The sequence below is a fragment of the Pantoea sp. alder81 genome (assembly GCF_020179835.1).
Classification (GTDB): Bacteria; Pseudomonadota; Gammaproteobacteria; order Enterobacterales; family Enterobacteriaceae; genus Pantoea.
On the sequence record NZ_JAIUDA010000002.1, the window covers coordinates 926,310 to 951,106 of the forward strand.

Genomic DNA, 24,797 nt, shown 5'->3' on the forward strand with positions numbered 1-24,797 from the left:
CGATGCATCCGATGCTCAACATCGCCGTGCGCGCAGCGCGCAAGGCCGGAAATTTAATTGCCAAGAATTATGAAACCCCGGACGCTGTCGAAGCCAGCCAGAAAGGCAGCAACGACTTCGTTACTAATGTTGACCGTGACGCAGAACGTCTGATTATCGAAGTGATTCGTAAATCCTACCCGCAACACTCCATCATCACCGAAGAAAGCGGTGAACTGGCGGGCGATGATCAGGACATTCAATGGGTAATCGATCCGCTGGATGGCACCACCAACTTCATCAAACGTTTACCACACTTCTCTGTATCTATCGCTGTGCGCATCAAAGGCCGCACTGAAGTGGCTGTGGTTTACGATCCAATGCGCAACGAACTGTTCACCGCGGTACGCGGTCAGGGCGCACAGCTGAATGGTTATCGTCTGCGTGGCAGCACCGCGCGTGACCTGGATGGCACCATCCTGGCAACCGGCTTCCCGTTCAAGCTGAAACAGCACGCTACCCCTTACATCAACATCGTTGGCAAACTGTTCACTCAGTGTGCTGACTTCCGTCGCACCGGCTCTGCTGCGCTGGATCTGGCTTACGTGGCCGCTGGTCGCGTAGACGGTTTCTTCGAGATCGGCCTGAAGCCTTGGGATTTCGCTGCCGGTGAACTGCTGGTGCGTGAAGCGGGCGGTCTGGTGACTGACTTCACCGGCAACCATGGTTACATGCTGTCCGGTAACCTCGTTGCGGGTAACCCACGCGTCGTGAAAGCCATGCTGGCTTCTATGCGTGAAGAACTGAGCGAAGCGCTGAAGCGCTAAGCACGAAAAAGGCGGATATCATATCCGCCTTTTTTACGCCGTTAAAACGGACGTAACCCGCTACTCATCATCGGCTGTGCGCTCTGCCACAGTAACCACCCTGCTAACACCAGCACCACCCCGCCCATTAACGCCAGTGCAGACATCACGACTTTCGCGCGTTGCGAATCGCCGTTTGCCGCACCCAGCTTTTCAGCTAAGCGCCGCGACCGCTGTACCAGAAAGCCCATTGCCGAAACGGTCACCGCGGTTCCGATGGCCATCGCCACCGCAGAGGCAACGCCCCACGCATAAACCCCAATCACCTTGGAAAACAGCAGCATCATGATGGCGCCAGAACACGGGCGCATGCCCATGGAGAACACCACCAGCGCCTGGGTTTTGCCGCTTACTGCGCGTTCCATCTGTTCCGCACTCGGCAGATGTGCATGACCGCATCCGCAGTGCTCATCATGCTGGTGATGCGGGCGAATGGCGTGAATCTGAATCTTCGCCGGCACGGGACGTAATAGCGGAAATAATGTCCGCAGCGCACGCCAGCCGACCCAGATGCCCAATGCCATCACCAGCAGATAACTGCCCTTCTCCAGCCAGTAACTGCCGAGATGCATTTGCCGCGATGAGGTTTGTAATACCACCAGCATCACTGTTACCAAACCAATTGCTACGCCACCTTGCAATAGCGCGGCCAGAAGCGTCAGTTTCATGCTGGTTTTTAGCTTCGCGGGATGCGTCGCCAGAAAGGTGCTGATCACCACTTTACCGTGGCCTGGGCCCAGCGCGTGCAGCACACCATAAGCCAGGCTGAAGAGCATTAAGGTCACGCCCGCCTGCCGAGGCTGCTCTGCCACTTGCTGCAGGTGCTGAGTCATCTCGCGATTCAGGACTTTCTGCCACAGCACGCTTTGCAGCAATATTTGCGACCAGTGCTGCCACAGCGCAAAGCCCATTGCCAGCATCACCGCCGCCAAAACCCATAACGGCCATAAACGGCGTGAACGAGAAGGCAGAGAAATCAATGACATGTCAGGGTCACCGTCTGCGCGAATTGCTGCCCCAGATCCATGTCTTCCGGCGGCGCATCGGCTTTATCCAGTGACAACGCATATTGCTTCAGCGAGTCATCCGGTTTCGGGGTGTGCAAGTCTATCTGGCAGTGTGCTTTCACGCCGTCGTCCATGGTTAATGCCTGTGGGTTATCGTAATACATATCAACAAAGTAGCTCGGGTCGAAGGTCTGGATACGATACTGTTTCGCACTCAGCGACTGCGGTTCGCCAAACGGCACAATAAACTCCAGCACCGCTTTGTTGCCGTTGCGCGACAAATTGTACTCTTTGGGCAAATTCAGGAACTTCACCCGCGTTTTGTCCTGCCACACCTCTGAGAAGTAGTGTTGCCCCAACACGTTCGCCATCACCTGCGCCGCCAGCTTTTTCCATACCACATCACCGGGTTTCGCTTTTCCAGCATCGTAGAGCAGATCGGCTGAGGTAATTTCATCCATGGTCCACACCATCTTCATGCCCGTCAGATGATCATTCTCACTGACAAACTCGTTTTTCATATCAATAAAGCTGTGCGGATGTGACCAGGCTGCAGCGCTGAACAACAGCGTAAAGGGAATGAGTGCAATTTTCATGTGTTATAAAGTAACAATTCTCAAGTGAAGATTATACTGGTCCAGAAAAACTGTGACCCGCCTAAAAGCTCTGAGCAAAAGTCACGACAAAGTGAAGGGTTACCGCGCGGAGTTAGCTATTCTTAGCTCAAAAATGACCCGCGGATAATACTATTGATGAGTTCTGCACCTTCATCTGCACCACTCTTCAGCCGTGCCCAGCGTCGTTGCCATCTGCTATTGCTACTGTTTCTGCCTGCTCCCGCGCTAACGCTTGAAAAGCTCTGCCAGTTAAATGGTGTTGATCCTGTTGTCTCACGACAGGATATCGCGGATGTCGGTGATGAGATACAGCGCTTCCATCAACTGGAGTTACACCAGATGGTGGATGGCAGCTTCCGCATACATGGGACGGAACTGGACAGGCGGCTCTGCCTGCTCCACTGGCTGCGACGCGCGCTGCGCCTGTCGCAGGATTTCGTCTGCGAGCATTTTGCTCCCGTGCTGCGTCAACGCCTAAAAGTACTCAATATCGAAAAAGCGCTGTGGGATGAAACCAATCTTCAGGCATTGATTCAACATTGCAGCCTGCGACTGGCCCGCAATTTCACCCCGCGCGATCGCCTGTTTCTGCAAATCTTTATGAAATACGCACTGTGCCAACGGCAAAATGCACTGTTTAGTGAAAAACAACGGACGTGGCTGGCAGCGAAAACCGAGCGTGCTGCCGCCGATGATGTCATTCACCACTGGCAGAAACGCTGCCATCTGGCACCGCACGTCAGCGAAACCGACTTCTGGACGCTGCTGTTTAGTTTGATCCATGCGCCGGATGGGCATCAGCTTGATGACCATCAATCGCAGAAGCTCATGCTGGCGGTGGAAGCGTTAATTGCCCGTTTTGAACAGCTGGCGCAGACGCGGATCAAGAACCAGCACCAGCTGAAATTGCAGCTGTTCACTCATCTGGCGCAGGCGCTGGATCGCAGCCACTTTGCCATTGGCATCGATAACAGTGTGGCGTTGGATGTGGCGCACCTTTATCCACGTTTGCTGCGCACCACCGAACGTGCGCTGTACCACTTCAGCAGTGATTTCGGTACGCAATTCAGCGCAGAGGAAGTGAGTCTGGTCGCGGTGTTGTTTGGTGCCTGGTTGATGCAGGAGAGTGCACTGCAGGAAAAGCAGGTGCTGCTGTTGACCGGCGCGGATGCGGCAATGGAACAATTGCTGGAGCAGCAAATCCGCGAGATAACGCTGCTGCCGATCAACATTACTTACCAGGATATGCTGCACTTTCAGCGTGAAGGTGCACCGCGTGACGTGGCGCTGGTGATCACACCTTACGCCACGTCGTTACCGCTGTTTTCACCGCCGCTGATCCATGCTGAGCTGCCGCTGAGCTATCATCAGCAGCAGCGCATTCGTCAATTGCTGGAAGCTTAAGCGGCGCGAGGACGCAGGAACAGTGCCGGGAGCGCCACCAGTGCCATCACCCAGAACAGATGCCCCTGTAAATGGGTAAACAGCACGCCGCTGATCATCGTCATCACCGCAATCCCGCCGCCCATCGCCAGCGCAGAGTATAGTGATTGCAACCGAATCACCTCGGCGCCCTTGCGCGCAGCAATGAAACGCATTGCCGCCAGATGGCACACGGTGAAGCTGCCACAGTGTAGAATCTGCGCAGCAATTAACAGCGGCAGCGCGGTGCTGGATCCCAGCATCACCCAGCGCACTAACGCACAGACACACGAAAGCAGCAGCAGATCACGGGCACTCCAGCGGCGGAACAGTCGGTTGCTGAAAGCAAAGACCACGATTTCAGCCACCACACCCAGCGACCATAGATAACCAATGACGGTGGCAGAGTAACCCGCCTCCTGCCACCAGATGGCGCTAAAGCTGTAATAGGCCGCGTGCGCCCCCTGCATCAATGTCACGCACAACATAAAGCGCCACACCGCATTCTCACGCAGCAGTTCGCGCCACGCCGACCACCCGCCGCTGGCTCCCTGTCGCGCATCGCCCTGCGGACGCGTTTTCGGCGGCAGCATCATGCCAGACAGCATCACCAGCACACCCATGCTCAGTAAGACCAAAATCGCCTGTGATGACCATGCGCTGACCAACATGCCGGTTAGTGCGGAGCTAATTACAAACGCCAGCGATCCCCACAAACGCACCGGGCCATAGGCGAGGCCGATTTGCTGTGTCCAGGTCGCTGCCAGCGCATCGCTCAACGGCACAAGCGGTGAGAAGAACAGGTTGAAGCCCACCATCACCAGAAGCAGCCATAACCATTGGCCGCCAAACCAGAATCCGACAGCAAACAGGCACGTCATCAATGCCAGTAAACGCAAAGCGACAATCAGCTGAGAAGGATTTTTGACCTGCGAAGCGATCAATAAACTGCCGACGAATCGCGCCACCATACCGCAACCGAGCAGCAGGCCGATTTTTTCAGCATCCAGGCCAATACCTTTAAGCCAGACGCTCCAGAAAGGTAAGTAGATGCCGTAACAGAAGAAGTAGGTGAAGTAGCTGAGTCCCAGCCATCTGGCCGATCCGATGGTCATTTTGCCTCCCACAGGCATGTCGGCTGCGCCCGCAGCCCGTTGGGCCGCTACTTTGTCAGACGCTTGGGAAAAAGTGAAATAAAAGGTCGGATAGCGCGCATAAAAAAAGGATGGCCAGCGCCATCCTCTTTCATCACATCAGCGTGCCAAATCAGGCATACACAGGCAGACGCGCGCAGATATCCAGCACTTTCTGCTTAGTGCGCTCGATGGTCGCTTCGTCGTTGATGTTATCCAGCACGTCAGCAATCCAGCCAGCCAGTTCGCGAACTTCTGCTTCTTTGAAGCCACGACGGGTGACTGCTGGGGTACCGATACGAACACCTGAGGTCACAAACGGGCTCTTCGGATCGTTTGGTACGCTGTTTTTGTTAACGGTGATATTGGCACGGCCCAACGCAGCATCCGCTTCTTTACCGGTCAGGTTTTTGCTCACCAGATCGATCAGGAACAGATGGTTATAAGTACCGCCTGAAACGATGTTGTAGCCACGCTCCAGCAGAACCTCAACCATTGCTTTGGCGTTTTTAGCCACTTGCTGCTGGTAAGATTTGAACTCTGGCTCCATCGCTTCTTTGAACGCCACCGCTTTACCCGCGATCACGTGCATCAACGGACCACCCTGACCACCCGGGAACACCGCGGAGTTCAGTTTTTTGTACAGGTCTTCGTCGCCGTTTTTCGCCAGAATCAGACCGCCACGTGGACCCGCGAGGGTTTTGTGGGTGGTAGAGGTGACGATGTGAGCATGTGGAACCGGGTTCGGGTACACATCAGCCGCGATCAGACCGGCAACGTGCGCCATGTCAACGAACAGGTATGCGCCCACGCTATCAGCGATTTCGCGCATTTTTGCCCAGTCACACACGCCAGAATAAGCGGAGAAACCACCCACGATCATTTTTGGCTTATGCGTTTGAGCCAGTTCAGCCAGTTCGTCGTAGTTGATTTTGCCGGTTTCGTCGATGCCGTAAGGGATGACGTTATACAGCTTGCCAGACAGGTTCACTGGAGAACCGTGGGTCAGGTGACCACCGTGCGCCAGGTTCATACCGAGGATGGTATCGCCCGGCTGCAGCAGCGCAGTGTAAACCGCGAAGTTAGCCTGAGAACCAGAGTGTGGCTGAACGTTGGCAAAATCTGCGCCAAACAGCTCTTTGGCGCGGTCGATCGCCAGCTGCTCAACGATATCAACGTATTCACATCCGCCGTAGTAGCGTTTGCCCGGATACCCTTCAGCATATTTGTTGGTGAGCTGTGAACCTTGCGCCTGCATTACGCGTGGGCTGGTGTAGTTTTCAGAAGCAATCAGTTCAATGTGCTCTTCCTGACGCACCTTCTCTTGCTCCATAGCCTGCCACAACTCGGCATCATAATCGGCAATGTTCATATCACGCTTTAACATCCGGCATCTCCTGACTAGCTAACTTTTTAACGGCAGTTTAAGCCCCGGCAAGGGGCGAAGGCCAACAGTGTAAACGGTTTTGACAGGTGACGGTAGCGCCAATCCCCTCTTTTTACGCAAACGATTGGCACGGCGCTGGAACGGGTTTTTTACGCATTTTTGCAAGCCTGTAAATCACGATATTTGCTCACGCTGGAGGGGAATATTTTTCAGGTTTGTGGGCCAGCTTCCAGCTTCAGTGCTTAACCCGCAAGCAAAACAGGGGATTTACAGGCCAGGTGAACGATCATAAGATGCATTTAAAATACATGTTTAAATTCACTGTGAGGCATTCACCATGCTAGATGCGCAAACTATCGCTACCGTTAAGTCATCCCTGCCCGCTATTGCTCAGCTTGGCCCGCAACTCACCGGCCATTTCTATCAGCGTTTATTAACGCAACATCCGGAACTGAAAAACGTCTTCAATATGAATAATCAGCGCAGCGGTAATCAGCGTGAGGCGCTGTTTAATGCCGTTGTTGCGTACGGCAGCAACCTGGAGAATCTGGCGGTGCTGCTGCCGGCGGTAGAGAAGATTGCGCAGAAACATACCAGCCTGAATATTCAGCCGGCGCAATATGCGGTGGTGGGTGAAACATTGCTGGCGACCATCGAAGAGCTACTCAATCCCGGCGATGACGTTTTGCAGGCGTGGGGAAAAGCTTACGGCGTGCTGGCCGATGTTTTTATCCAGCGTGAAGAGGCTATCTACCGCGAATCGGAAGAGAAAGTCGGCGGCTGGCGTGGCGCACGTGACTTCCGTATCCGCGCCATCAATACTGAAAGCTCAGTGATCAAAAGCTTTGAACTGGTGCCCAACGATGGTCAGCCCGTAGCCGATTTCCTGCCCGGGCAATATCTGGCAATCAGCCTACGCCCTGAAGATAGTGAGAACATCCAGCATCGCCAGTATTCACTCACCCATTTACCTAACGCGAAATCCTACCGTATTGCGGTGAAGCGCGAGGAGCACGGCAGCGTTTCTGGCTGGCTCCACGCTAATGCGAAGGTGGGTGATATTGTGCAATGTGCTGCACCAGCAGGTGATTTCTATCTGCAGACTGAAGCAAAAGCGCCGATCACGCTGATTTCTGCGGGTGTGGGTCAAACCCCGATGCTGGCGATGTTAGCCAGCCTGGCCGAGCAGCAGTATGCGGGCGCGGTTAACTGGCTGCATGCGGCCGAATGTGGTGCACAGCATGCTTTCGCGGATGAAGTGCAAGCCACAGGTGCACGCCTGCCCCACTTCTCCAGCCATATCTGGTATCGCCAGCCTGAAAGCCAGGACAGTGGCCGTTATGATGCGCGGGGATTAATGGATCTCGCGGGCATTTCCAGCGAATTGAATCAGGCTGACCGCCAGTTCTGGCTGTGCGGACCGCTGCCATTTATGCAGTTTGTCGCGCGTCAGCTGGTGGATGCCGGTGTCAGTGCCGATCGCATCCATTATGAAGTCTTTGGCCCACACAAAGTGCTGTAAACAAAAAAGCCTGCGCAATGCAGGCTTTTAAACAGGCTAGCGAAGGGGCTCAAATCGCCTCTTCGTCCTCTTCACCGGTACGAATACGCACCACGCGCGCCACATCGAACACAAAGATTTTGCCGTCGCCGATTTTACCGGTCTGCGCGGTTTTCATAATGGCTTCAACGCAGGTGTCGACGATGTCATCACCTACCACCATTTCGATTTTCACTTTTGGCAGAAAATCGACCATGTACTCTGCACCACGATACAGCTCAGTATGGCCTTTCTGGCGACCAAAGCCCTTTACTTCACTGACCGTCATCCCGGTGATGCCCACTTCGGCCAGAGCTTCGCGCACATCATCGAGTTTGAATGGTTTAATAATTGCATCGATCTTTTTCATGACGGATCCTTTTTTCACTCCCTCCATGATGGACGGATAACAAATAGTATAACCCGTCCTACTTCAAGTCGCAGAGGGGTTGGCTGCTCTCTTTCACCCGAATCACTAAATTGAATCAGTTCATCGGAAAGTTATCGTGTGCCGCCATCCTGCAACCCGAACTATTTAGGGTAGTCAATGGATGAATCAATATGCCGCAGCAAGCTACTCTTTAAATTCACTGGCGTCCAGCTCATGGCGTGACAGCAGCTTATAGAATTCAGTACGGTTACGTCCAGCCAGACGCGCGGCGTTAGTGACATTTCCTTTGGTCATCTGCAGCAGCTTGCGCAGATAGTTCAGCTCAAACTGATTGCGAGCCTCAACAAAAGTCGGCAACGCGGTATTTTCACCCGCTAACGCCTGTTCAACCAGCGCATCACTGATCACCGGTGACGTGCTCAGCGCGACACACTGTTCGATCACGTTCACCAGCTGACGTACGTTGCCAGGCCAGCTGGCTCCCACTAAACGTTTCATCGCATCCACTGAGAAGCTGCGCACGAAGGGTTTATGGCGTTCAGCCGACTGGCGCAGCAGATGGTTCGCCAGCAGCGGAATATCTTCAGCGCGTTCATGTAGCGCCGGTATTTTCAGATTCACCACATTGAGGCGATAGTAGAGATCTTCGCGGAAACTCTTTTTCTCCATCGCTTTTGGCAGATCGCGATGAGTGGCCGAGATGATACGCACGTTGATATCGACATCCCGATTACTGCCGAGCGGACGTACTTTTCGCTCCTGTAATACGCGCAGGAGTTTGACCTGCAACGCCTGCGGCATATCACCAATTTCATCAAGGAACAGCGTGCCGCTCTCTGCCGCCTGGAACAGCCCTTCTCGCGCGCTCACGGCGCCGGTGAAGGCCCCTTTGGCGTGGCCAAAAAGTTCAGATTCCAGCAGTTGCTCTGGTAAAGCACCGCAGTTGATGGCGATAAACGGCTTATTTGCACGTGGGCTGGCGGCATGAATCGCCTGTGCCAGCACCTCTTTGCCGGTGCCGCTCTGGCCATTGATTAACACGCTAACGTCGGATTGCGCCACCATGTGCGCCTGATCCAGCAAACGCAGCATCTGAGGATTGCGCGTTACTACCGCTTCACGCCAGGTGTCATCGCTGACTGGCGCACGCTGTGCCAGCGCTTCATCGATGGCTTTATACAGCGCGTCACGATCCACTGGCTTCGTCAGGAAACTGAACACGCCCTGCTGCGTCGCGGAAACCGCTTCAGGAATAGAGCCGTGTGCCGTGAGAATGATCACCGGCAAGCCTGCATGGCGTTTCTGGATTTCGCCAAACAACGCCAGCCCGTCCATTTCATCCATGCGCAGATCGCTGATCACCAGATCAACTTTCTCTTTTTGCAACTGGCGCAAAGCATCCGGGCCACTTGCGGCGGTGGTCACCTGAAAACCTTCACTGCTTAAACGCATCCCGAGCAGCTTCAGCAGGCCAGGATCATCATCCACCAGCAGTAAACGTGCAGACTGTTTCATGGTCACTGATCCTCACTTTGTGCATCACTGGCACCGTGCGATGTGTCGCTGCTGTCCGCCGGCTTACGAGACGACAGCTGGCGTTCGATGTCAGTCAGGCGCTCAAGCTTACGCTGAGTATCCTCCAGCGATTGCCGCAATTTGGTTTGCTGCTGGCGCAGGCCATCCAGCTCGGAATCGTGACTTTGCTGAAGTGCAGCATAGCGGCTGCGTTCAGCGCTTAATGCCAACTGCGCCGCCTGGTTGCTGCGCCACAACATCAATAACGGGCGCACGGAGGCAGGATAGGATGCGCTGTAGCCATCTAACGTATCGACGAACTGGCGGCGCTCAAAGGGCGTCACATTGCCATTTGCCAGCAGAATGCCTTGTTTAAAAGCACGCGACCAGCCTTGAACCGGCCAGCGACGCGCTTCAGCCCGGGCTTCCGTAGGCGATAAACGCTCGCCGCAGTCGATAGCACGCTGCCAGTAAAGTGGATTGCTCATCGCAGCTGGCGATTCAATCTTCCATACGTTTTGACAATCAGTTGCCAGATAATCAGGCAGCCGCACTTCCGGCTCAGGAAGATTGGTGCCGTCGTGCAACGCGCTGCTCGTCGGCGCGGTCTGGCAGGCACTCAAGCCGAATGCCACCAACGCGCAGCTAAAAATTTTAATCAGGGTGTGTTTCATTAATCAGGCATTCCCGGCACTGGTCGTCAAAATGATTCGAAAACAGACATCCGCATCCTTGCACGTTACCAATTGCAAATCGCCCTGCATCCTGCGCAGACAATCTTTGGCGATGCTTAAACCCAGCCCGCTGCCCTTAACTGGCCCTTTACGCTGCTGGCTGCCCTGAAAAAAGGGCTCAAAGATCATCGCCTGCTCTTCAGCCGGAATCGGTGTGCCGGTGTTCGCCACCTCAATCCACACCTGGTTGCCTTTCTGTTGGCTCTGCAGCCAGATGTTACCGGATTCGCTGCCGTAGTTCACGGCGTTCGAATAGAGGTTATCGATGACCCTTTGCAGCAATGTTGCCTCTGCCAGACAGTGCGCCACCTGAAGATCAACATGCGTAGTGATCTGACGCGCACTGGCGGGCAATGAATGGATTTTAACGACCGAATCAACGATGTCATGGAGCGCCACCGGCTCGAGCGCCATCGGACCCTCCGCCAGTTTGCGGTTGTAATCCAACAGTTGTTCGATGAGACGCTGCAGATGACGGCTGCTGGTGTCGAGGATCGCCACCACTTCTTGCTGTTCCGCATTGAGCGGCCCAGCCACCTGATCGGCCAATAATTCCGTGCCTTCACGCAAGCTGGCAAGCGGGGTTTTCAGTTCGTGCGAGAGATGGCGCAAAAATTCATGACGCTGCTCTTCCAGCCAGCTCAGACGCTCGCTAAGCCACACGATGCGCTGGCCGAGTGAGCGGATTTCACGCGGACCGCGAAAACTCACGCTGTCACCGAGCGCTTTGCCTTCCCCCAGCCGGTTAATCATCCGTTCTACGCGTTTTACCGGGCCGATGATCATGCCGGTAAACAGCAGCACCAGCGCCAGACTGATCAGGAACAGAATCAGCGCTTGCCAGCCAAAGAACTGACCGCGATCGGCGATTTCACGCTGGAGTTGCAAGCCGCGAGAAAATACTACTTCACGCGTCGCCTGCACCATTTGCGCATTGGCATCTGAGAAATGTTCGAGAGCCGTGGCGGCTTTTGCCACTGGGTTACCATTATCACACTGCACGCTGGCGAGCTGCGGCAAGGTTTCCTGAAGCGCTTTGAATGAAGGAAGATCCGGCAGGCTATCTGCATGGCTGGTGAGCATCTGCCCGTATCGCGTCCACTGCGTCTGATAGAGCTTTTGCAAGGTGGCATCACCTAACACACAATATTGACGATAACTGCGTTCCAGCTCGAGCGCCGTGCGCGCCATCGCCTCGCTGCGGCGGACGTCAGTGAAGGTATTGCGGTTGGTATCCGCCGCCTGATTACTGAGCGCAGAGAGGCTTTCCCAGGCTTGCCAGGCCAGCACCAGCAATGGCAACAGGACCAGCAAAAAAGCCATCAAGACCAACTGCCGCAGGGATCGGGGAAACAGACGCCATCTCTTCACTACCGCGCTTCCTTAAATTTGAGCTGCTGGCATGCTAACGAAGTATCAAAAGGGAAGAAAGTACAGAAAGGAAAACGGCAGCCCTTTTGGGCTGCCGTGAGAGCGACGCCGCAGCATCGCTTGCAAAATAGGTGGAGCCTAACTCAACGTTGCGTCCGATGCTTGATAACGTTGCAAAGCAAGCGATTATCGGTTGGGTGGACGGCAGGCTCCGTTTGGTGCGTCATTCGAATTTTATGAGCTCAACCGCAGTGCGGGGCAATCATAGACAGGTGAATGAGCAACGAAGTTAGTATAGCAACTATCGTGCCAGAAATGAAATAGCATTAATTATCAGAGTAATGCGAGGTGTGCCGCAGTATTTTAAGAAAAAGCGGACCGGCTGGTCTGATGAAAGTGTCGCTGATCAGCAACGAGTTCAAAGATGAAAAATTGAGACATTATAAATCAATGATTTAAATGTCACCATTTAGCGACACTCTACCTGCGCATTTGTCGCCGATTTCAGACAGTTTTCGCAAGCCAGCTCAAAGTACCTGATTGATTGAGTGAGTGAGTGAGTGAGTGAGTGAGTGAGTGAGTGAGTGAGTGAGTCTGGACCAGCCGGGCAAAAGAAAGGCCGCCCTGCGGCGGCCTCTGATGCTACTGGCTAATTTAGCCCAGTTGCTTACGTGCGTTACGGAAGATACGCATCCACGGGCTATCCTCGCCCCACTCTGCCGGATGCCAGGAGTTGCTCACGGTGCGGAACACGCGCTCTGGGTGCGGCATCATAATGGTGACGCGACCGCTCTCGTTGGTTACCGCAGTGATACCGTTCGGCGAGCCGTTCGGGTTGGCTGGATAATTTTCGGTGATTTTACCGAAGTTGTCCACGAAGCGCAGCGCCACTAGACCTTTGCTTTCCAGCTGGGCCAGATGTGCACCATCACGCACTTCCACGAAACCTTCACCGTGTGAAACAGCGATTGGCATGTGGGAACCGGCCATGCCGTCCAGCAGCAGCGATGGACTCGCAGCCACTTCGACCAGGCTGAAACGTGCTTCAAAACGCTCTGACTGGTTACGGACGAAGCGTGGCCACAGTTCGCTACCCGGAATCAGCTCACGCAGATTCGACATCATCTGGCAGCCGTTACACACGCCCAGCGCCAGCGTCTGTGGACGGTAGAAGAAGTTTTCGAATTCGTCACGCACACGGCCGTTGAACAGAATCGATTTCGCCCAACCTTCACCTGCACCTAATACGTCACCGTAAGAGAAGCCACCGCACGCGACCAGTGCCTGGAACTCTTCCAGACCACGGCGGCCTGCCAGCAGATCACTCATGTGCACATCGACAGCGGTGAAACCAGCACGGTGGAAGGCAGCCGCCATCTCAACGTGGGAGTTCACGCCTTGCTCGCGCAGTACGGCAACACGCGGACGCGCGCCTGTGGCGATCATTGGTGCAGCAACATCTTCTTCTGGCTTGAAGGTCAGATGGACGTTCAGGCCAGGATCGTTGTCGGCTTTCTTCGCTTCGTGTTCCTGATCGGCACAGGCTGGGTTGTCACGCAGACGCTGCATCTGCCAGGTGGTCTCTGCCCACCAGGTACGCAGCGTATTACGGCTTTCGCTGTACACCGCACTGTCACCAGAACGAATCACAAAGCGATCGCCCGGCAGCGCCTGGCCAATCACATGTACATTGCTGCTCAGGCCATGGTCGGCAAACACTTGCTCAACGGCGGCGCGATCGGCTGCATTAATCTGGATCACTGCACCCAACTCTTCGGTGAACAGTGCTGCCAGCGCATCGTTGCCCAGCGCGGCGATGTCGGCTTCGATACCGCAGTGGCCGGTGAAGGCCATTTCTGCCAGCGTTACCAGCAGGCCGCCATCTGAGCGATCATGGTAAGCCAGCAGTTTCTGCTCGGCCACCAGCGCCTGAATGGCGTTGAAGAAGCCCGCCAGTTGAGATGCATCACGCACGTCGGCTGGCTTATCGCCTAACTGACGATAGACCTGTGACAGCGCGGTAGCCCCCAGGGTGTTAGCGCCGTTGCCCAGATCAACCAGCATCAGCAGGTTATCCTGGTCTGCTTGCAGCTGAGGCGTCACGGTGCGACGCACATCTTCTACACGTGCAAAGGCGGTGATGACCAGCGACAGCGGTGAGGTCATCTCACGTTCTTCGGTGCCCTGCTGCCAGCGGGTTTTCATCGACATCGAGTCTTTGCCGACCGGGATAGTGATTCCCAGCGCTGGGCAAAGCTCCTCGCCAACCGCTTTCACTGCCGCGTACAAACCGGCATCTTCGCCTGGGTGACCCGCTGCAGCCATCCAGTTCGCAGAGAGCTTCACGCGCTGCAGGGAACCAATGGAGGTGGCGGCCAGGTTGGTCAGCGCTTCACCGACCGCTAAGCGGCCTGAGGCAGCGAAGTCCAGCAAGGCTACTGGCGCACGTTCGCCCAGTGAGAAGGCTTCGCCGTGATAGCTGTCCAGGCTGGCGGTGGTGACTGCACAGTTGGCCACCGGGATCTGCCATGGGCCGACCATCTGGTCACGCGCCACCATACCGGTTACCGAACGGTCACCGATGGTAATCAGGAAGGTTTTCTCTGCCACGGTTGGCAGATGCAGTACGCGATTAACGGCGTCAGCCACGGTAATCCCGTCACGCACCAGCGCATCGCCTTTAGCTTGCTGAGTGGCAACATCACGCGTCATCTTCGGCGTTTTGCCCAGCAGCACGTCCAGCGGCATATCGATAGGATTGTTATCGAAGTGGCTATCCGCCAGGTTCAGGTGCAGCTCTTCGGTGGCTTCACCAATCACCGCATAAGGCGCACGTTCACGCTTGCACAGCTCGTCAAACAGCGCCAGCTGAGCCGGAGCCACTGCCAGCACATAACGTTCCTGGGATTCGTTACACCACACTTCCAGCGGGCTCATGCCTGGCTCATCGTTGAGGATGTCACGCAGGTTGAAGTTACCGCCACGGCCACCATCGCTGACCAGTTCTGGCATCGCGTTGGACAGACCGCCTGCACCCACATCGTGGATGAACAGAATCGGGTTGGCTTCGCCCAGCTGCCAGCAACGGTCGATCACTTCCTGGCAACGACGCTCCATTTCCGGGTTGTCACGCTGTACCGATGCAAAATCCAGATCCGCATCAGACTGACCAGACGCCATTGAAGAGGCTGCACCGCCGCCCAGACCAATGTTCATCGCAGGGCCACCGAGTACGATCAGTTTCGCGCCAACAACGATCTCACCCTTCTGTACGTGGTCAGCACGGATGTTACCAATACCGCCCGCCAGCATGATCGGCTTATGGTAGCCACGCAGTTCTGAGCCATTATGGCTGTTCACGCGCTCTTCATAGGTACGGAAGTAACCGTTCAATGCCGGACGGCCAAATTCGTTGTTGAACGCTGCGCCACCCAGTGGGCCTTCGGTCATGATATCCAGCGCGGTGACAATACGATCCGGCTTACCGAAATCTTCCTCCCACGGCTGTTCAAAGCCCGGGATACGCAGGTTGGAGACGGAGAAACCGACCAGACCCGCTTTCGGTTTCGCGCCACGTCCGGTAGCACCTTCATCACGGATTTCACCGCCGGAACCGGTCGCAGCGCCAGGCCACGGTGAAATTGCGGTTGGGTGGTTATGGGTTTCAACCTTCATCAGGATATGCGCATCTTCCTGATGGAAGGTGTATTCGCCCTTCTGCGCATCGGCGTAGAAGCGGCCCACTTTTGAACCTTCCATCACAGCGGCATTGTCTTTATAAGCAGACAACACGTGCTCAGGGTTATGTTCAAAGGTGTTCTTAATCATTTTAAACAGCGACTTCGGCTGCTTTTCACCGTCGATAATCCAGTCGGCGTTGAAGATTTTATGACGGCAATGCTCTGAGTTTGCCTGAGCAAACATGTAAAGCTCGATGTCGTTCGGATTGCGGCCCAGTTTGGTGAAAGCATCCAGCAGATAGTCGATTTCGTCATCGGCCAGCGCCAGGCCCAGCGTGGTGTTGGCCTGTTCCAGCGCAATGCGACCCACACCCAGCACGTCCACGCTTTTCAGTGGCTGTGGCTCATGGTGTGCGAACAGTTGCTGCGCATCATTCAGGTCACCAAACACGGTCTCCATCATGCGGTCATGCAGCAGGCTGGCCAGCTGTTGCCACTGTGTTTCGGTCAGTTGCGGTGCCTGCACATAGAATGCCATACCGCGCTCAAGGCGAAGAACCTGAGGCAAGTCGCAGTTGTGGGCAATGTCGGTGGCTTTTGAAGACCACGGAGAAATGGTGCCGGGACGCGGCGTCACCAGCAACAGACGCCCTTGTGGCGCGTGCTCGGCGAGAGAAGGACCGTACTTCAGCAGACGTTGCAGGCGGGCATGTTCATCCGCACTGAGTGGTGCGCTGACATCGGCAAAATGGACGTACTCGGCGTAAATATCACTCACTGGCAGGTGAGCGTCCTGAAAGCGGGTCAGCAGTTTATTAACACGAAATGCCGACAGAGCGGGCGAACCACGCAGAATTTCCATCATCAAAGATCTCTCGTCTTTGAAGCGCCGGGCGACGCTTCATTGGGCGCAATAGGGAAAACGGGCGGTATTATAGAGAAAGCGCGCGGGTTACGAAACCGTTTGCGCATAAAATCTGGCACACAGCATTTGGCTGAATTTTGCACAATTCTTGCTATATAAGTTGCCCTGCTGCGCTTTGTTGCGCAAAATGCCCCTCGCTCTGGGAGTAAAAACAACACAAATACTGCCTTAAAAAGACAGAGGCCTGTGAGCCATTACGAGACAACTATTTGAAACGCCTGAAAATAAACTATCTGTTTATCGGTCTGATCACCGTGCTGCTTGCGCTGGCACTGTGGCCTTCCATCCCCTGGTACGGGGGCGGAAATGACGCGTTATCACAGATTAAATCACGTGGAGTGCTGCGCATCAGTACCGTCAACTCCCCGCTGACTTACTACACCATCAATAATGCACCAGCCGGTATGGATTACGAGCTGGCGAAACGCTTCGCCGATTATCTTGGCGTCAAACTTGAGGTCACGGTGCGTCCGAACCTCGGCGATCTGTTTGACGATCTCGATGATGGTAAGGCGGATTTGCTCGCAGCTGGCTTGATCTATAATGGTGAGCGCCTTGCCCACTATCAAAGTGGACCGAGCTATTACTCGGTATCGCAACAGCTGGTGTACCGCATTGATAAGCCACGGCCGAAGAATCTCGGCGATCTGAAAGGCCGCCTGATTGTGCAGTCCGGTTCGGCATATCTGTCAACTTTACGTTCCGCCAAAGCTGACAGCTATCCCGATCTCGATTGGGCGATTTCCACCGATCAGGGACAGAAAGCGCTGCTGGAAGCCGTCGCCGATGGCAAGCTGGATTACACCGTGGGCGATTCGGTCACTATCGGCCTGTTACAGCGCATCCATCCGCAGCTGGCGGTGGCGTTCGACATCACCGATGAAGAACCAGTGACTTGGTATCTGCCGCGCAACGATGACGACAGCCTGAATGCAGCGATGCTCGACTTCTATAGCCAGATGGGCGAAGAAGGCACGATGGCGCGCCTCGAAGAGAAGTATCTCGGTCACGTGGGTACTTTTGATTATGTGGACACCCGCACCTTCCTGCGCGCGATTGATAACACGTTGCCGGATATCAAACCGCTGTTTGAGAAGTATGCAGCGAGCATGGACTGGCGCCTGCTGGCCGCGATTTCGTATCAGGAGTCGCACTGGAATCCGCAGGCGACTTCGCCCACCGGCGTGCGCGGCATGATGATGCTAACGCGTAACACCGCTGACAGTCTCGACGTTAACGATCGCCTCGATCCCGAGCAAAGCATTCGCGGTGGCAGTGAATACCTGAAGCGGATGATGGAGAAGGTGCCAGAGACGATTCCTGACGATGAGCGCATCTGGTTTGCGCTGGCGGCCTATAACATGGGTTATGCGCACATGCTGGACGTGCGTAAGTTGACGGCAAAACAGGGCGGCAATCCAGACAGTTGGGCTGATGTGAAATTACGTCTGCCGATGCTGAGCCAAAAGCGTTACTACGCTCAGACCACCTATGGTTATGCACGCGGCCACGAAGCCTATAACTACGTCGAGAATATCCGTAAGTATCAGATCAGTCTGGTGGGCTACCTGCAAGAGCAGGATAAACGTTTAGCGCAGCAGTCGGCGCTGGAAGCGGAGTTAGGCGCCGGTTACCCGGCGGTCGAACCAAAGATTGCGATGAACTAACCTTCGCGCTGCGCCTGACGCAGCGCTTTCTTTTGCTCTCGGCGCATGCGAAAGAAATCACTCAACATCCCAGCGCACTCTTCTGCCAGCACACCGCAATCAATCTGAATCTGATGATTCATGCCTGGATGGCCAATCACATCCATGAGTGAACCCGCTGCGCCGGTTTTCTCATCTTTTGCGCCATACACCAGTCGCGTAATGCGGCTGTGCACCATCGCCCCGGCGCACATCACGCAGGGCTCCAGCGTCACATACAATGTGGTGTCGAGCAGGCGATAGTTTTCGAGGATTTTACCGCCCTGACGCAGCGCCATGATTTCGGCATGCGCGGTGGGATCGCACTGACCAATCGGTCGGTTCCAGCCTTCGCCTATCACTTTATCGCCCTGCACTAACACCGCGCCCACCGGCACTTCGCCCTGTTCCCACGCGCGCCGCGCCAGCTCCAGCGCATGGCGCATCCAATGTTCATCAGTTTGTGGGTTCACCAGGCAGCTCCTGCGGATTTAAAGGCGGCGCATTATAGACGGAATTGCCGCATGATTCACTCCAGCTGTTGCAGCTCACCACGCGGTGTCACCCGCCAGCGGTGCTGGCAGAAGAACAGCAGCGGGTTATCCTGTTTGCTGTCGCTGTAGCCGCTGTAGAGTTGTAATGGCGTGCCAATCTTCTCTTCGAGCTGTGCCACCTTTTCATGGCCGAGACAACGCATCGCCAGCACTCGTCCGCCATTACCTGGCTGCATCTGACTGGCAATCAGTTGTACGCGCGGCAAGAAGGCGGAATCAAAATAGACCTGCTCTACCAGCGATTGCGGTGAGCCGGTGATCAGCCACACATCTGCATCATCGCTGCTGAGATAATCGGTCAGACGTTGTTGCACCACCGGAAAGGCGGTGACACGCTGGCGGAACCATGTCGCGAACTCCGCTTCACGCTGGCGCAGGCGCGGCTCACTGTGACCGAAGGTAATGGCCCATAACAGCAAGCTCATTGGCCAGCGTGCAGCCCGCCCTTTAAACAGCATCCCCAAACCAATCACCGGCAACAGCGGCACCACCAGCAGCACGTTGATCGGCTGGCGTCGCAGCAGATAACGCATAAAGGTGCCAAACATGTCCTGCTGATGCAGCGTGCCATCAAGATCGAAAAACACCACGCGGCGTTGCGTACCCTTTGTCAAACTCCACTCCTTATCTTTCCTTTCTACGGCTTGCCCTACAGTGTAGCCAGCTTCAACGGCGGGGGCGAAAGCGGTCATTTTTAATTCCTGGCGCCACAATGCCAGCTGAATAGTTTATTCTTTGTATCGGCGTGCTGTCATTAAAACCTGACGGTGTAAAAGAGACTAAGCTCAAGCGGGATTAGAAGGATTAAGGATCGAACATGAGTTCATTGCTGCGAATTCGCCAACTCTACCCTCGACTGGCGCTAAATGAGCGTCGACTGGCGGATTTTTTGCTGTCGCAGCCGGATCGGGCACGGCATCTGAGTTCACAAAAACTGGCTGAGGAATCGGGCGTCAGCCAGTCGAGCGTAGTGAAGTTTGCCCAGAAATTGGGCTACAAAGGATTTCCTGCGCTGAAACTGGCGCTGAGCGAGTCGCTGGCAGATCGCGACGCGATTACCGTTCATAACCACATTCTCAGCGACGATCCTCTAAAAGTGGTGGGCGAGAAGCTGCTGGCAGAGAAGATATCGGCCATCCGCGCCACGCTGGATATCAACAGCGAAGAGAAGTTGCTACAAACGCTGCAACTGCTGAAAAATGCCAATCGCATTCTTTTGGTAGGCATTGGCGCGTCTGGATTAGTGGCGAAAGACTTCTCATGGAAGCTGATGAAGATTGGCATCAACGCGGTCGCCGAGCAGGATATGCATGCTTTGCTGGCGAGCGTTCAGGCAATGGCACCGGGGGATGTGCTGCTCACCATTTCTTATACCGGTGAGCGAAGAGAGATTAACCTTGCGGCCCAGGAAGCGGCGCAGCTGGGTGTCGACGTGCTGGCGTTTACCGGCTTTACCCCCAACTCACTGCAACAGTGCGCTTCGATTTGCTTGTACACGGTTGCCGAGGAGCAAAGCACGCGCAGTGCCGCGATCTCATCGACCAGTGCACAGCTGGCGCTGACCGATCTGCTGTTTATGGCATTGGTGCAGCACGATCCTGAGCGCGCATCGAGCCACATCCGGCATAGCGAAGAGCTGGTGAAAAAACTGGTGTGATGCGTAAAAAGGCCGTTATCCGGCCTTTTTGCTTTGCGGCGTAGAATCGTGACGGCAGGCCTGGCGGCTCGCGTGTTGCAGGTTGTGCAGGCACTCGTCGCATAAAGAGGCATCGTCTGACATCCAGCGAGCCAGCCAACCTCGCGCAACTCCGCAATGAATACATTGTTGCTTTAAAAACATTTCTTTCAACGAGTTAATTTTTTTCATAGTGCTTACGACAAGCGTTTACGCTGATAATTACCGCACAAAATGATAACTCGGAGTTTTCCTAATTCCTATCTGACCTTTGATGAATTTTGCTTCAGTGAGTTCTATCCCCACTTTGTTTGATTCAGCGCAATAAACCCTGCGTCCTTAAAAGCCGGTTTTATGATAAGGTGCGCGCCTTCTTTCTCTGGCTGACGGCGATCATGGCTTTACTCATTACGGCGAAATGCATCAATTGCGATATGTGCGAACCTGAATGCCCGAACCAGGCCATCAGTTTGGGTGAGGCGATCTATGAGATTGATGTCGACCGCTGCACCGAATGCGTGGGCCATTATGATGTGCCGACCTGCCAAAGCGTCTGCCCAATTGATAACACCATTATTTCTGATCCACAGCACCCGGAAACCCGTGTGGCGCTGTGGGAGAAGTTTGTGGTGCTACATCCTTAGTCTTCGATGATCACCGTAGCGCAAGCATAATGGCGCTCATCGGCCAGCGTCACATGCACATGTTTCACGCCCAACTGGCTGGCAATCACTTTTGCCTGTTCGAAAAAGCGTAAGCCCGGTTTGCCCAGCGCATCGTTGTACACTTCGAATTGATTAAACGCTAAACCACCGCGAATACCGGTACCAAAGGCTTTGGCCGCCGCTTCTTTCACCGCAAAACGTTTGGCAAGAAAGCGCACCGGTTGCTGGTGCGCCTGATATTGCTGCCACTCGGCTTCGCTCAAAACGCGTCGAGCCAGTCGATCGCCGGAGCGTTCAATCACGCCGGCAATACGTTCGATTTCAACGATGTCGCTGCCGAGTCCAAGAATCGCCATTAACGACGCGCTTCCCGCATCAGTTGCTTCATCTCTGACACCGCATCCGCCAGACCACTGAACAGCGCGCGGCCAATGATGGCGTGACCAATGTTCAGCTCATGCATTTCAGGCAATGCCGCAATGGGTTGCACATTGTGATAGGTCAGACCATGGCCGGCATTCACCTTCAAACCGAGGCTGGCTGCGAATGTGGCTGCTTTACGAATGCGCGACAGCTCGGCTTCACGCTCAAGTCCTTCCGGTGCTTCCGCATAGGCGCCGGTGTGGATCTCAATGTAGGGCGCACCGCTGGCAACAGCCGCTTCGATCTGACGGTGATCGGCATCAATAAACAGCGACACCAGAATCCCCGCGTCGCTCAGCAGACGAACCGCAGCGTTGATTTTGTCCTGCTGACCCGCCACATCCAACCCACCTTCAGTGGTCACTTCCTGGCGCTTTTCCGGCACCAGGCACACGAAATGTGGCTTGATGTCGCAGGCAATGTCGATCATCTCATCGGTCACCGCCATCTCCAGATTCATACGCGTCTGGATGGTGTTACGCAGAATACGCACATCGCGATCGGTGATATGACGACGATCTTCACGCAGGTGCACAGTGATGCCATCTGCGCCCGCCTGTTCAGAAACAAACGCCGCCTGGACTGGATCGGGATAATTCGTGCCACGTGCGTTACGTACGGTGGCGATGTGGTCAATGTTGACCCCTAACAGCAACTCAGCCATGACAATCCTTAAATAGGTTCAGTGTGTTTGCAGTGTACCGTGCTGAGAATATCAGGCGGTACGACCAGCGCTAGTCGTTTGCCACATCGGGCTTCTTTTTTGGCACAAACTGGCGAAACAGTTCCTGGCTCTTTAACGGTTTACCGCCCAGATAAGGCTTAAGCGCCATACGCGTAAAGCGCTTGGCAGCTCGCAGGCTGTCGGCATCGGGAAAATCGCGTTCCCACAGCGCACGCAACTGGCGGCCGGTAAAACTGCGCTGGTTGACGACCAGGCTGGCGATAAAGCCCTTCTCTTCTCGGTAGCTGTACGTCATGCCGTCATCGATCTCTTCACCACTGCCGGCGCAGTGCAGGAAATCCACGCCGTAGCCAAGATGGCCCAGCAGCGCCAGTTCAAAGCGACGCAGCGCCGGTTCAGGCGTGCCGTTGCCTGCGGCCAGCATCTGGATGCAATTGAGATAGTCAAAGAAGAGATCGGAGAAAGGAATTTCCTGCTCAATGACGCGAGACAGCAGTTCGTTAACGTATAGCCCGCAGTAGAGCGTGATGCCACTGAGCGGTAAGGCCAGTGACACCGCTTCGGCGCTACGCAGCGTTTTGACTTCGCCACGCCCACCCCAACGCACCAGCAGCGGTGTGAAGGGTTGGAGTGCACCTTTGAGTTGCGAACGGCGCGAGCGTGCGCCTTTGGCCAGGACGCGGACGCGCCCTTCGCTTTCGCTAAACAGATCGAGCAGGAGGCTGGTTTCGCTGTAAGGGCGACTATGCAGCACAAAGGCGCGTTGCCAGCCTTCCATCAATTATTCGTCTGTATAGCCCAGGCTGCGCAGTGCACGTTCGTCATCCGCCCAACCCGATTTCACTTTAACCCACAGTTCAAGATGCACTTTGGCTTCGAACATATCTTCCATATCTCTACGCGCTTCAATGCCGATGGTTTTAATCTTGGCGCCTTTGTTGCCAATCACCATCTTCTTCTGACCTTCGCGCTCGACCAGGATCAGACCGTTGATGTCATAGCCACCACGATCGTTAGAGACGAACTGTTCGATTTCCACGGTCACCGAGTAAGGCAGTTCCGCACCGAGGAAGCGCATCAGTTTTTCACGGATGATCTCAGACGCCATGAAGCGCTGTGAACGATCGGTGATGTAATCTTCCGGGAAGTGATGGTCAGATTTCGGCAGGCATTTACGCGCGATAGCGGCAATCGCATCGACGTTCTTACCGCTTTCCGCAGAGATTGGCACGATCTCAAGGAAGTTCATCTGCTGGCTCAGGAACTGCAGGTGTGGCAGCAGAATGGTTTTATCCTGAATGTTGTCGACCTTGTTAACGGCCAGCACCACCGGCACTTTGCCGTCGCGCAGCTTGTTCAAGACCATTTCATCGTCCGGCGTCCAGCGCGTGCCTTCAACGACAAAAATCACCAGCTCCACATCACCAATTGAGCTGCTGGCAGCACGGTTCATCAGGCGGTTAATCGCCCGCTTCTCTTCCATGTGCAGCCCTGGGGTATCCACGTAGATCGCCTGATAAGCGCCTTCGGTGTGAATGCCCATGATGCGGTGACGCGTGGTTTGCGGTTTACGCGAGGTGATCGACACTTTCTGCCCCAGTAACTGGTTCAGTAAGGTGGATTTGCCGACGTTAGGTCGGCCGACAATCGCGATAAAGCCGCTGTGTGTTTCGATTTCGCTCATTCGAGTCCTGACTTGGGCAGCGTCGCTGTCGACGCTGCGATATGACTATGTATTTTATTCGAGACCAAGCTTAATTAACGCCTGTTCGGCGGCGGCTTGCTCTGCTTTACGGCGGCTGGAACCTACGCCCACCACCGGTTCTGCCATGCCACTCACCTGACAGTGAATGGTGAATTCCTGATCGTGGGCTTCGCCACGGACCTGCACCACCAGATAAGATGGCAGCGGCAGATGACGCCCTTGCAGATACTCCTGCAAACGCGTTTTCGGATCTTTTTGCTTATCGCCCGGGCTGATCTCATCAAGGCGATTTTGGTACCAATCGAGAATCAGTTTCTCAACGGTTTGAATGTTGCTATCGAGGAAGATACCGCCAATCAGCGCTTCCACGGTATCAGCAAGAATCGATTCGCGACGGAAACCGCCACTCTTCAGCTCGCCCGGCCCGAGACGAAGACACTCGCCGAGTTCAAACTCACGCGCCATCTCTGCGAGGGTATTGCCTCGTACCAATGTGGCGCGCATGCGGCTCATGTCACCTTCATCCACACGTGGGAAGCGGTGATAAAGCGCATTAGCAATCACATAGCTGAGAATGGAATCGCCAAGAAATTCAAGACGTTCATTGTGTTTACTGCTGGCACTGCGGTGAGTCAATGCTTGCTGCAGTAGTTCCGGATGAGTAAAAGTGTAGCCCAGTTTGCGCTGCAGCTTGTTAATAAGGATGGGGTTCATGCGATTCCAGTTAATCTGTGCGTCTGTAACTCTGCATACGAAACAGGGCTGAGCTTCCAACACGTTCTGTTTAGTGTGCAGTGGCCTCCCGAAAGAGGCCAACCGTGTTGCCCACCGCAGTGGG

Annotated in this window: 22 protein-coding genes; 6 read left to right on the forward strand and 16 right to left on the reverse strand. The window is 54.9% G+C overall.

Going from position 1 to position 24,797, the window contains the following annotated elements:
• Positions 1-2: 2 nt before the first annotated feature.
• A complete protein-coding gene (suhB, locus tag LBW88_RS09205; RefSeq protein WP_224930534.1) occupies positions 3-806 on the forward strand; it encodes an inositol-1-monophosphatase in 804 nt (267 codons plus the stop codon).
• Between the two features lie 41 nt (positions 807-847).
• On the opposite strand, the gene LBW88_RS09210 is transcribed toward suhB, so the two are convergent.
• The gene (locus LBW88_RS09210) at positions 848-1,831 is read right to left on the reverse strand and encodes a nickel/cobalt transporter (RefSeq protein ID WP_224930531.1); all 984 of its coding nucleotides are present in this window, start codon (positions 1,829-1,831) and stop codon (positions 848-850) included.
• Positions 1,822-2,448: a DUF1007 family protein gene (locus LBW88_RS09215; RefSeq protein WP_058959151.1), complete on the reverse strand. Its 627-nt coding sequence runs from the start codon at positions 2,446-2,448 to the stop codon at positions 1,822-1,824. The genes LBW88_RS09210 and LBW88_RS09215 overlap by 10 nt, the downstream gene beginning before the upstream one ends.
• 156 nt (positions 2,449-2,604) lie before the next feature.
• On the opposite strand from LBW88_RS09215, the gene csiE reads away from it, so the two are divergent.
• Positions 2,605-3,873, forward strand: coding sequence for a stationary phase inducible protein CsiE (gene csiE / locus LBW88_RS09220; RefSeq protein ID WP_224930528.1), 1,269 nt, complete (start codon positions 2,605-2,607; stop codon positions 3,871-3,873).
• On the opposite strand, the gene LBW88_RS09225 is transcribed toward csiE, so the two are convergent.
• Both LBW88_RS09225 and glyA read right to left on the reverse strand, forming a co-directional pair.
• Positions 3,870-5,006, reverse strand: a complete 1,137-nt coding sequence (locus LBW88_RS09225; RefSeq protein WP_224930525.1) for a 3-phenylpropionate MFS transporter — start codon at positions 5,004-5,006, stop codon at positions 3,870-3,872. The two genes, csiE and LBW88_RS09225, sit on opposite strands and share 4 nt — an antisense overlap.
• 151 nt (positions 5,007-5,157) lie before the next feature.
• Positions 5,158-6,411: a serine hydroxymethyltransferase gene (gene glyA / locus LBW88_RS09230; protein WP_224930521.1), complete on the reverse strand. Its 1,254-nt coding sequence runs from the start codon at positions 6,409-6,411 to the stop codon at positions 5,158-5,160.
• Positions 6,412-6,748: 337 nt separating this feature from the next.
• On the opposite strand from glyA, the gene hmpA reads away from it, so the two are divergent.
• Positions 6,749-7,933 (forward strand): NO-inducible flavohemoprotein, encoded by a 1,185-nt coding sequence (gene hmpA / locus LBW88_RS09235; RefSeq protein ID WP_224930518.1) that lies wholly within the window; start codon positions 6,749-6,751, stop codon positions 7,931-7,933.
• Between the two features lie 49 nt (positions 7,934-7,982).
• On the opposite strand, the gene glnB is transcribed toward hmpA, so the two are convergent.
• The 5 genes from glnB to purL form a co-directional block, all read right to left on the reverse strand.
• A complete protein-coding gene (gene glnB, locus LBW88_RS09240; RefSeq protein ID WP_039329891.1) occupies positions 7,983-8,321 on the reverse strand; it encodes a nitrogen regulatory protein P-II in 339 nt (112 codons plus the stop codon).
• 204 nt (positions 8,322-8,525) lie between these two features.
• Positions 8,526-9,857, reverse strand: a complete 1,332-nt coding sequence (gene glrR / locus LBW88_RS09245; protein ID WP_224930515.1) for a two-component system response regulator GlrR — start codon at positions 9,855-9,857, stop codon at positions 8,526-8,528.
• Between the two features lie 2 nt (positions 9,858-9,859).
• Positions 9,860-10,531, reverse strand: a complete 672-nt coding sequence (qseG, locus tag LBW88_RS09250) for a two-component system QseEF-associated lipoprotein QseG (protein WP_224930512.1) — start codon at positions 10,529-10,531, stop codon at positions 9,860-9,862.
• 3 nt (positions 10,532-10,534) lie between these two features.
• The gene (locus LBW88_RS09255; protein WP_224930509.1) at positions 10,535-11,962 is read right to left on the reverse strand and encodes a sensor histidine kinase; all 1,428 of its coding nucleotides are present in this window, start codon (positions 11,960-11,962) and stop codon (positions 10,535-10,537) included.
• A 654-nt stretch (positions 11,963-12,616) separates the two neighbouring features.
• A complete protein-coding gene (gene purL, locus LBW88_RS09260) occupies positions 12,617-16,507 on the reverse strand; it encodes a phosphoribosylformylglycinamidine synthase (protein ID WP_224930507.1) in 3,891 nt (1,296 codons plus the stop codon).
• A 269-nt stretch (positions 16,508-16,776) separates the two neighbouring features.
• Between purL and mltF the strand changes: the two genes are divergently transcribed.
• The gene (gene mltF, locus LBW88_RS09265) at positions 16,777-18,234 is read left to right on the forward strand and encodes a membrane-bound lytic murein transglycosylase MltF (protein ID WP_224930505.1); all 1,458 of its coding nucleotides are present in this window, start codon (positions 16,777-16,779) and stop codon (positions 18,232-18,234) included.
• Here the strand turns inward: mltF and tadA are convergent.
• Both tadA and yfhb read right to left on the reverse strand, forming a co-directional pair.
• Entirely contained in the window at positions 18,231-18,725 is a 495-nt protein-coding gene (tadA, locus tag LBW88_RS09270; RefSeq protein WP_224930502.1) for a tRNA adenosine(34) deaminase TadA, read from the reverse strand. The genes mltF and tadA overlap by 4 nt on opposite strands.
• A gap of 56 nt (positions 18,726-18,781) precedes the next feature.
• Positions 18,782-19,420, reverse strand: a complete 639-nt coding sequence (gene yfhb / locus LBW88_RS09275; RefSeq protein ID WP_224932005.1) for a phosphatidylglycerophosphatase C — start codon at positions 19,418-19,420, stop codon at positions 18,782-18,784.
• A 203-nt stretch (positions 19,421-19,623) separates the two neighbouring features.
• Between yfhb and LBW88_RS09280 the strand changes: the two genes are divergently transcribed.
• Positions 19,624-20,463: a MurR/RpiR family transcriptional regulator gene (locus LBW88_RS09280; RefSeq protein WP_224930499.1), complete on the forward strand. Its 840-nt coding sequence runs from the start codon at positions 19,624-19,626 to the stop codon at positions 20,461-20,463.
• Positions 20,464-20,876: 413 nt separating this feature from the next.
• Positions 20,877-21,125 carry a YfhL family 4Fe-4S dicluster ferredoxin gene (locus LBW88_RS09285; protein ID WP_224930496.1) on the forward strand — a complete coding sequence of 83 codons (249 nt, stop codon included), beginning with the start codon at positions 20,877-20,879 and terminating at the stop codon, positions 21,123-21,125.
• Here the strand turns inward: LBW88_RS09285 and acpS are convergent.
• The 5 genes from acpS to rnc all read right to left on the reverse strand — a co-directional run bounded on the left by acpS (position 21,122) and on the right by rnc (position 24,673).
• Positions 21,122-21,502, reverse strand: a complete 381-nt coding sequence (gene acpS / locus LBW88_RS09290) for a holo-ACP synthase (RefSeq protein WP_034825626.1) — start codon at positions 21,500-21,502, stop codon at positions 21,122-21,124. The two genes, LBW88_RS09285 and acpS, sit on opposite strands and share 4 nt — an antisense overlap.
• Complete coding sequence (gene pdxJ / locus LBW88_RS09295) at positions 21,502-22,233, reverse strand: pyridoxine 5'-phosphate synthase (protein WP_224930490.1); 732 nt, start codon at positions 22,231-22,233, stop codon at positions 21,502-21,504. Before pdxJ ends, acpS begins: the two co-directional genes overlap by 1 nt.
• Before the next feature lie 70 nt (positions 22,234-22,303).
• On the reverse strand, positions 22,304-23,032 hold the full coding sequence (recO, locus tag LBW88_RS09300; RefSeq protein ID WP_224930487.1) for a DNA repair protein RecO: 729 nt from the start codon (positions 23,030-23,032) through the stop codon (positions 22,304-22,306).
• Between the two features lie 3 nt (positions 23,033-23,035).
• Positions 23,036-23,938 (reverse strand): GTPase Era, encoded by a 903-nt coding sequence (gene era, locus LBW88_RS09305; protein ID WP_224930484.1) that lies wholly within the window; start codon positions 23,936-23,938, stop codon positions 23,036-23,038.
• A 54-nt stretch (positions 23,939-23,992) separates the two neighbouring features.
• A complete protein-coding gene (gene rnc, locus LBW88_RS09310) occupies positions 23,993-24,673 on the reverse strand; it encodes a ribonuclease III (protein WP_200577600.1) in 681 nt (226 codons plus the stop codon).
• Between the last annotated feature and the right edge of the window lie 124 nt (positions 24,674-24,797).

Coding starts and splice junctions, on each gene's coding strand:
- purL (WP_224930507.1), bottom strand. CDS start 16,507: ATGATGGAAATTCTGCGTGGTTCGCCCGCTCTGTCGGCATTTCGTGTT.
- rnc (WP_200577600.1), bottom strand. CDS start 24,673: ATGAACCCCATCCTTATTAACAAGCTGCAGCGCAAACTGGGCTACACT.
- hmpA (WP_224930518.1), top strand. CDS start 6,749: ATGCTAGATGCGCAAACTATCGCTACCGTTAAGTCATCCCTGCCCGCT.
- LBW88_RS09215 (WP_058959151.1), bottom strand. CDS start 2,448: ATGAAAATTGCACTCATTCCCTTTACGCTGTTGTTCAGCGCTGCAGCC.
- qseG (WP_224930512.1), bottom strand. CDS start 10,531: ATGAAACACACCCTGATTAAAATTTTTAGCTGCGCGTTGGTGGCATTC.
- acpS (WP_034825626.1), bottom strand. CDS start 21,502: ATGGCGATTCTTGGACTCGGCAGCGACATCGTTGAAATCGAACGTATT.
- glrR (WP_224930515.1), bottom strand. CDS start 9,857: ATGAAACAGTCTGCACGTTTACTGCTGGTGGATGATGATCCTGGCCTG.
- glyA (WP_224930521.1), bottom strand. CDS start 6,411: ATGTTAAAGCGTGATATGAACATTGCCGATTATGATGCCGAGTTGTGG.
- LBW88_RS09210 (WP_224930531.1), bottom strand. CDS start 1,831: ATGTCATTGATTTCTCTGCCTTCTCGTTCACGCCGTTTATGGCCGTTA.
- pdxJ (WP_224930490.1), bottom strand. CDS start 22,233: ATGGCTGAGTTGCTGTTAGGGGTCAACATTGACCACATCGCCACCGTA.
- LBW88_RS09280 (WP_224930499.1), top strand. CDS start 19,624: ATGAGTTCATTGCTGCGAATTCGCCAACTCTACCCTCGACTGGCGCTA.
- era (WP_224930484.1), bottom strand. CDS start 23,938: ATGAGCGAAATCGAAACACACAGCGGCTTTATCGCGATTGTCGGCCGA.
- recO (WP_224930487.1), bottom strand. CDS start 23,032: ATGGAAGGCTGGCAACGCGCCTTTGTGCTGCATAGTCGCCCTTACAGC.
- csiE (WP_224930528.1), top strand. CDS start 2,605: ATGAGTTCTGCACCTTCATCTGCACCACTCTTCAGCCGTGCCCAGCGT.
- LBW88_RS09285 (WP_224930496.1), top strand. CDS start 20,877: ATGGCTTTACTCATTACGGCGAAATGCATCAATTGCGATATGTGCGAA.
- LBW88_RS09225 (WP_224930525.1), bottom strand. CDS start 5,006: ATGACCATCGGATCGGCCAGATGGCTGGGACTCAGCTACTTCACCTAC.
- glnB (WP_039329891.1), bottom strand. CDS start 8,321: ATGAAAAAGATCGATGCAATTATTAAACCATTCAAACTCGATGATGTG.
- suhB (WP_224930534.1), top strand. CDS start 3: ATGCATCCGATGCTCAACATCGCCGTGCGCGCAGCGCGCAAGGCCGGA.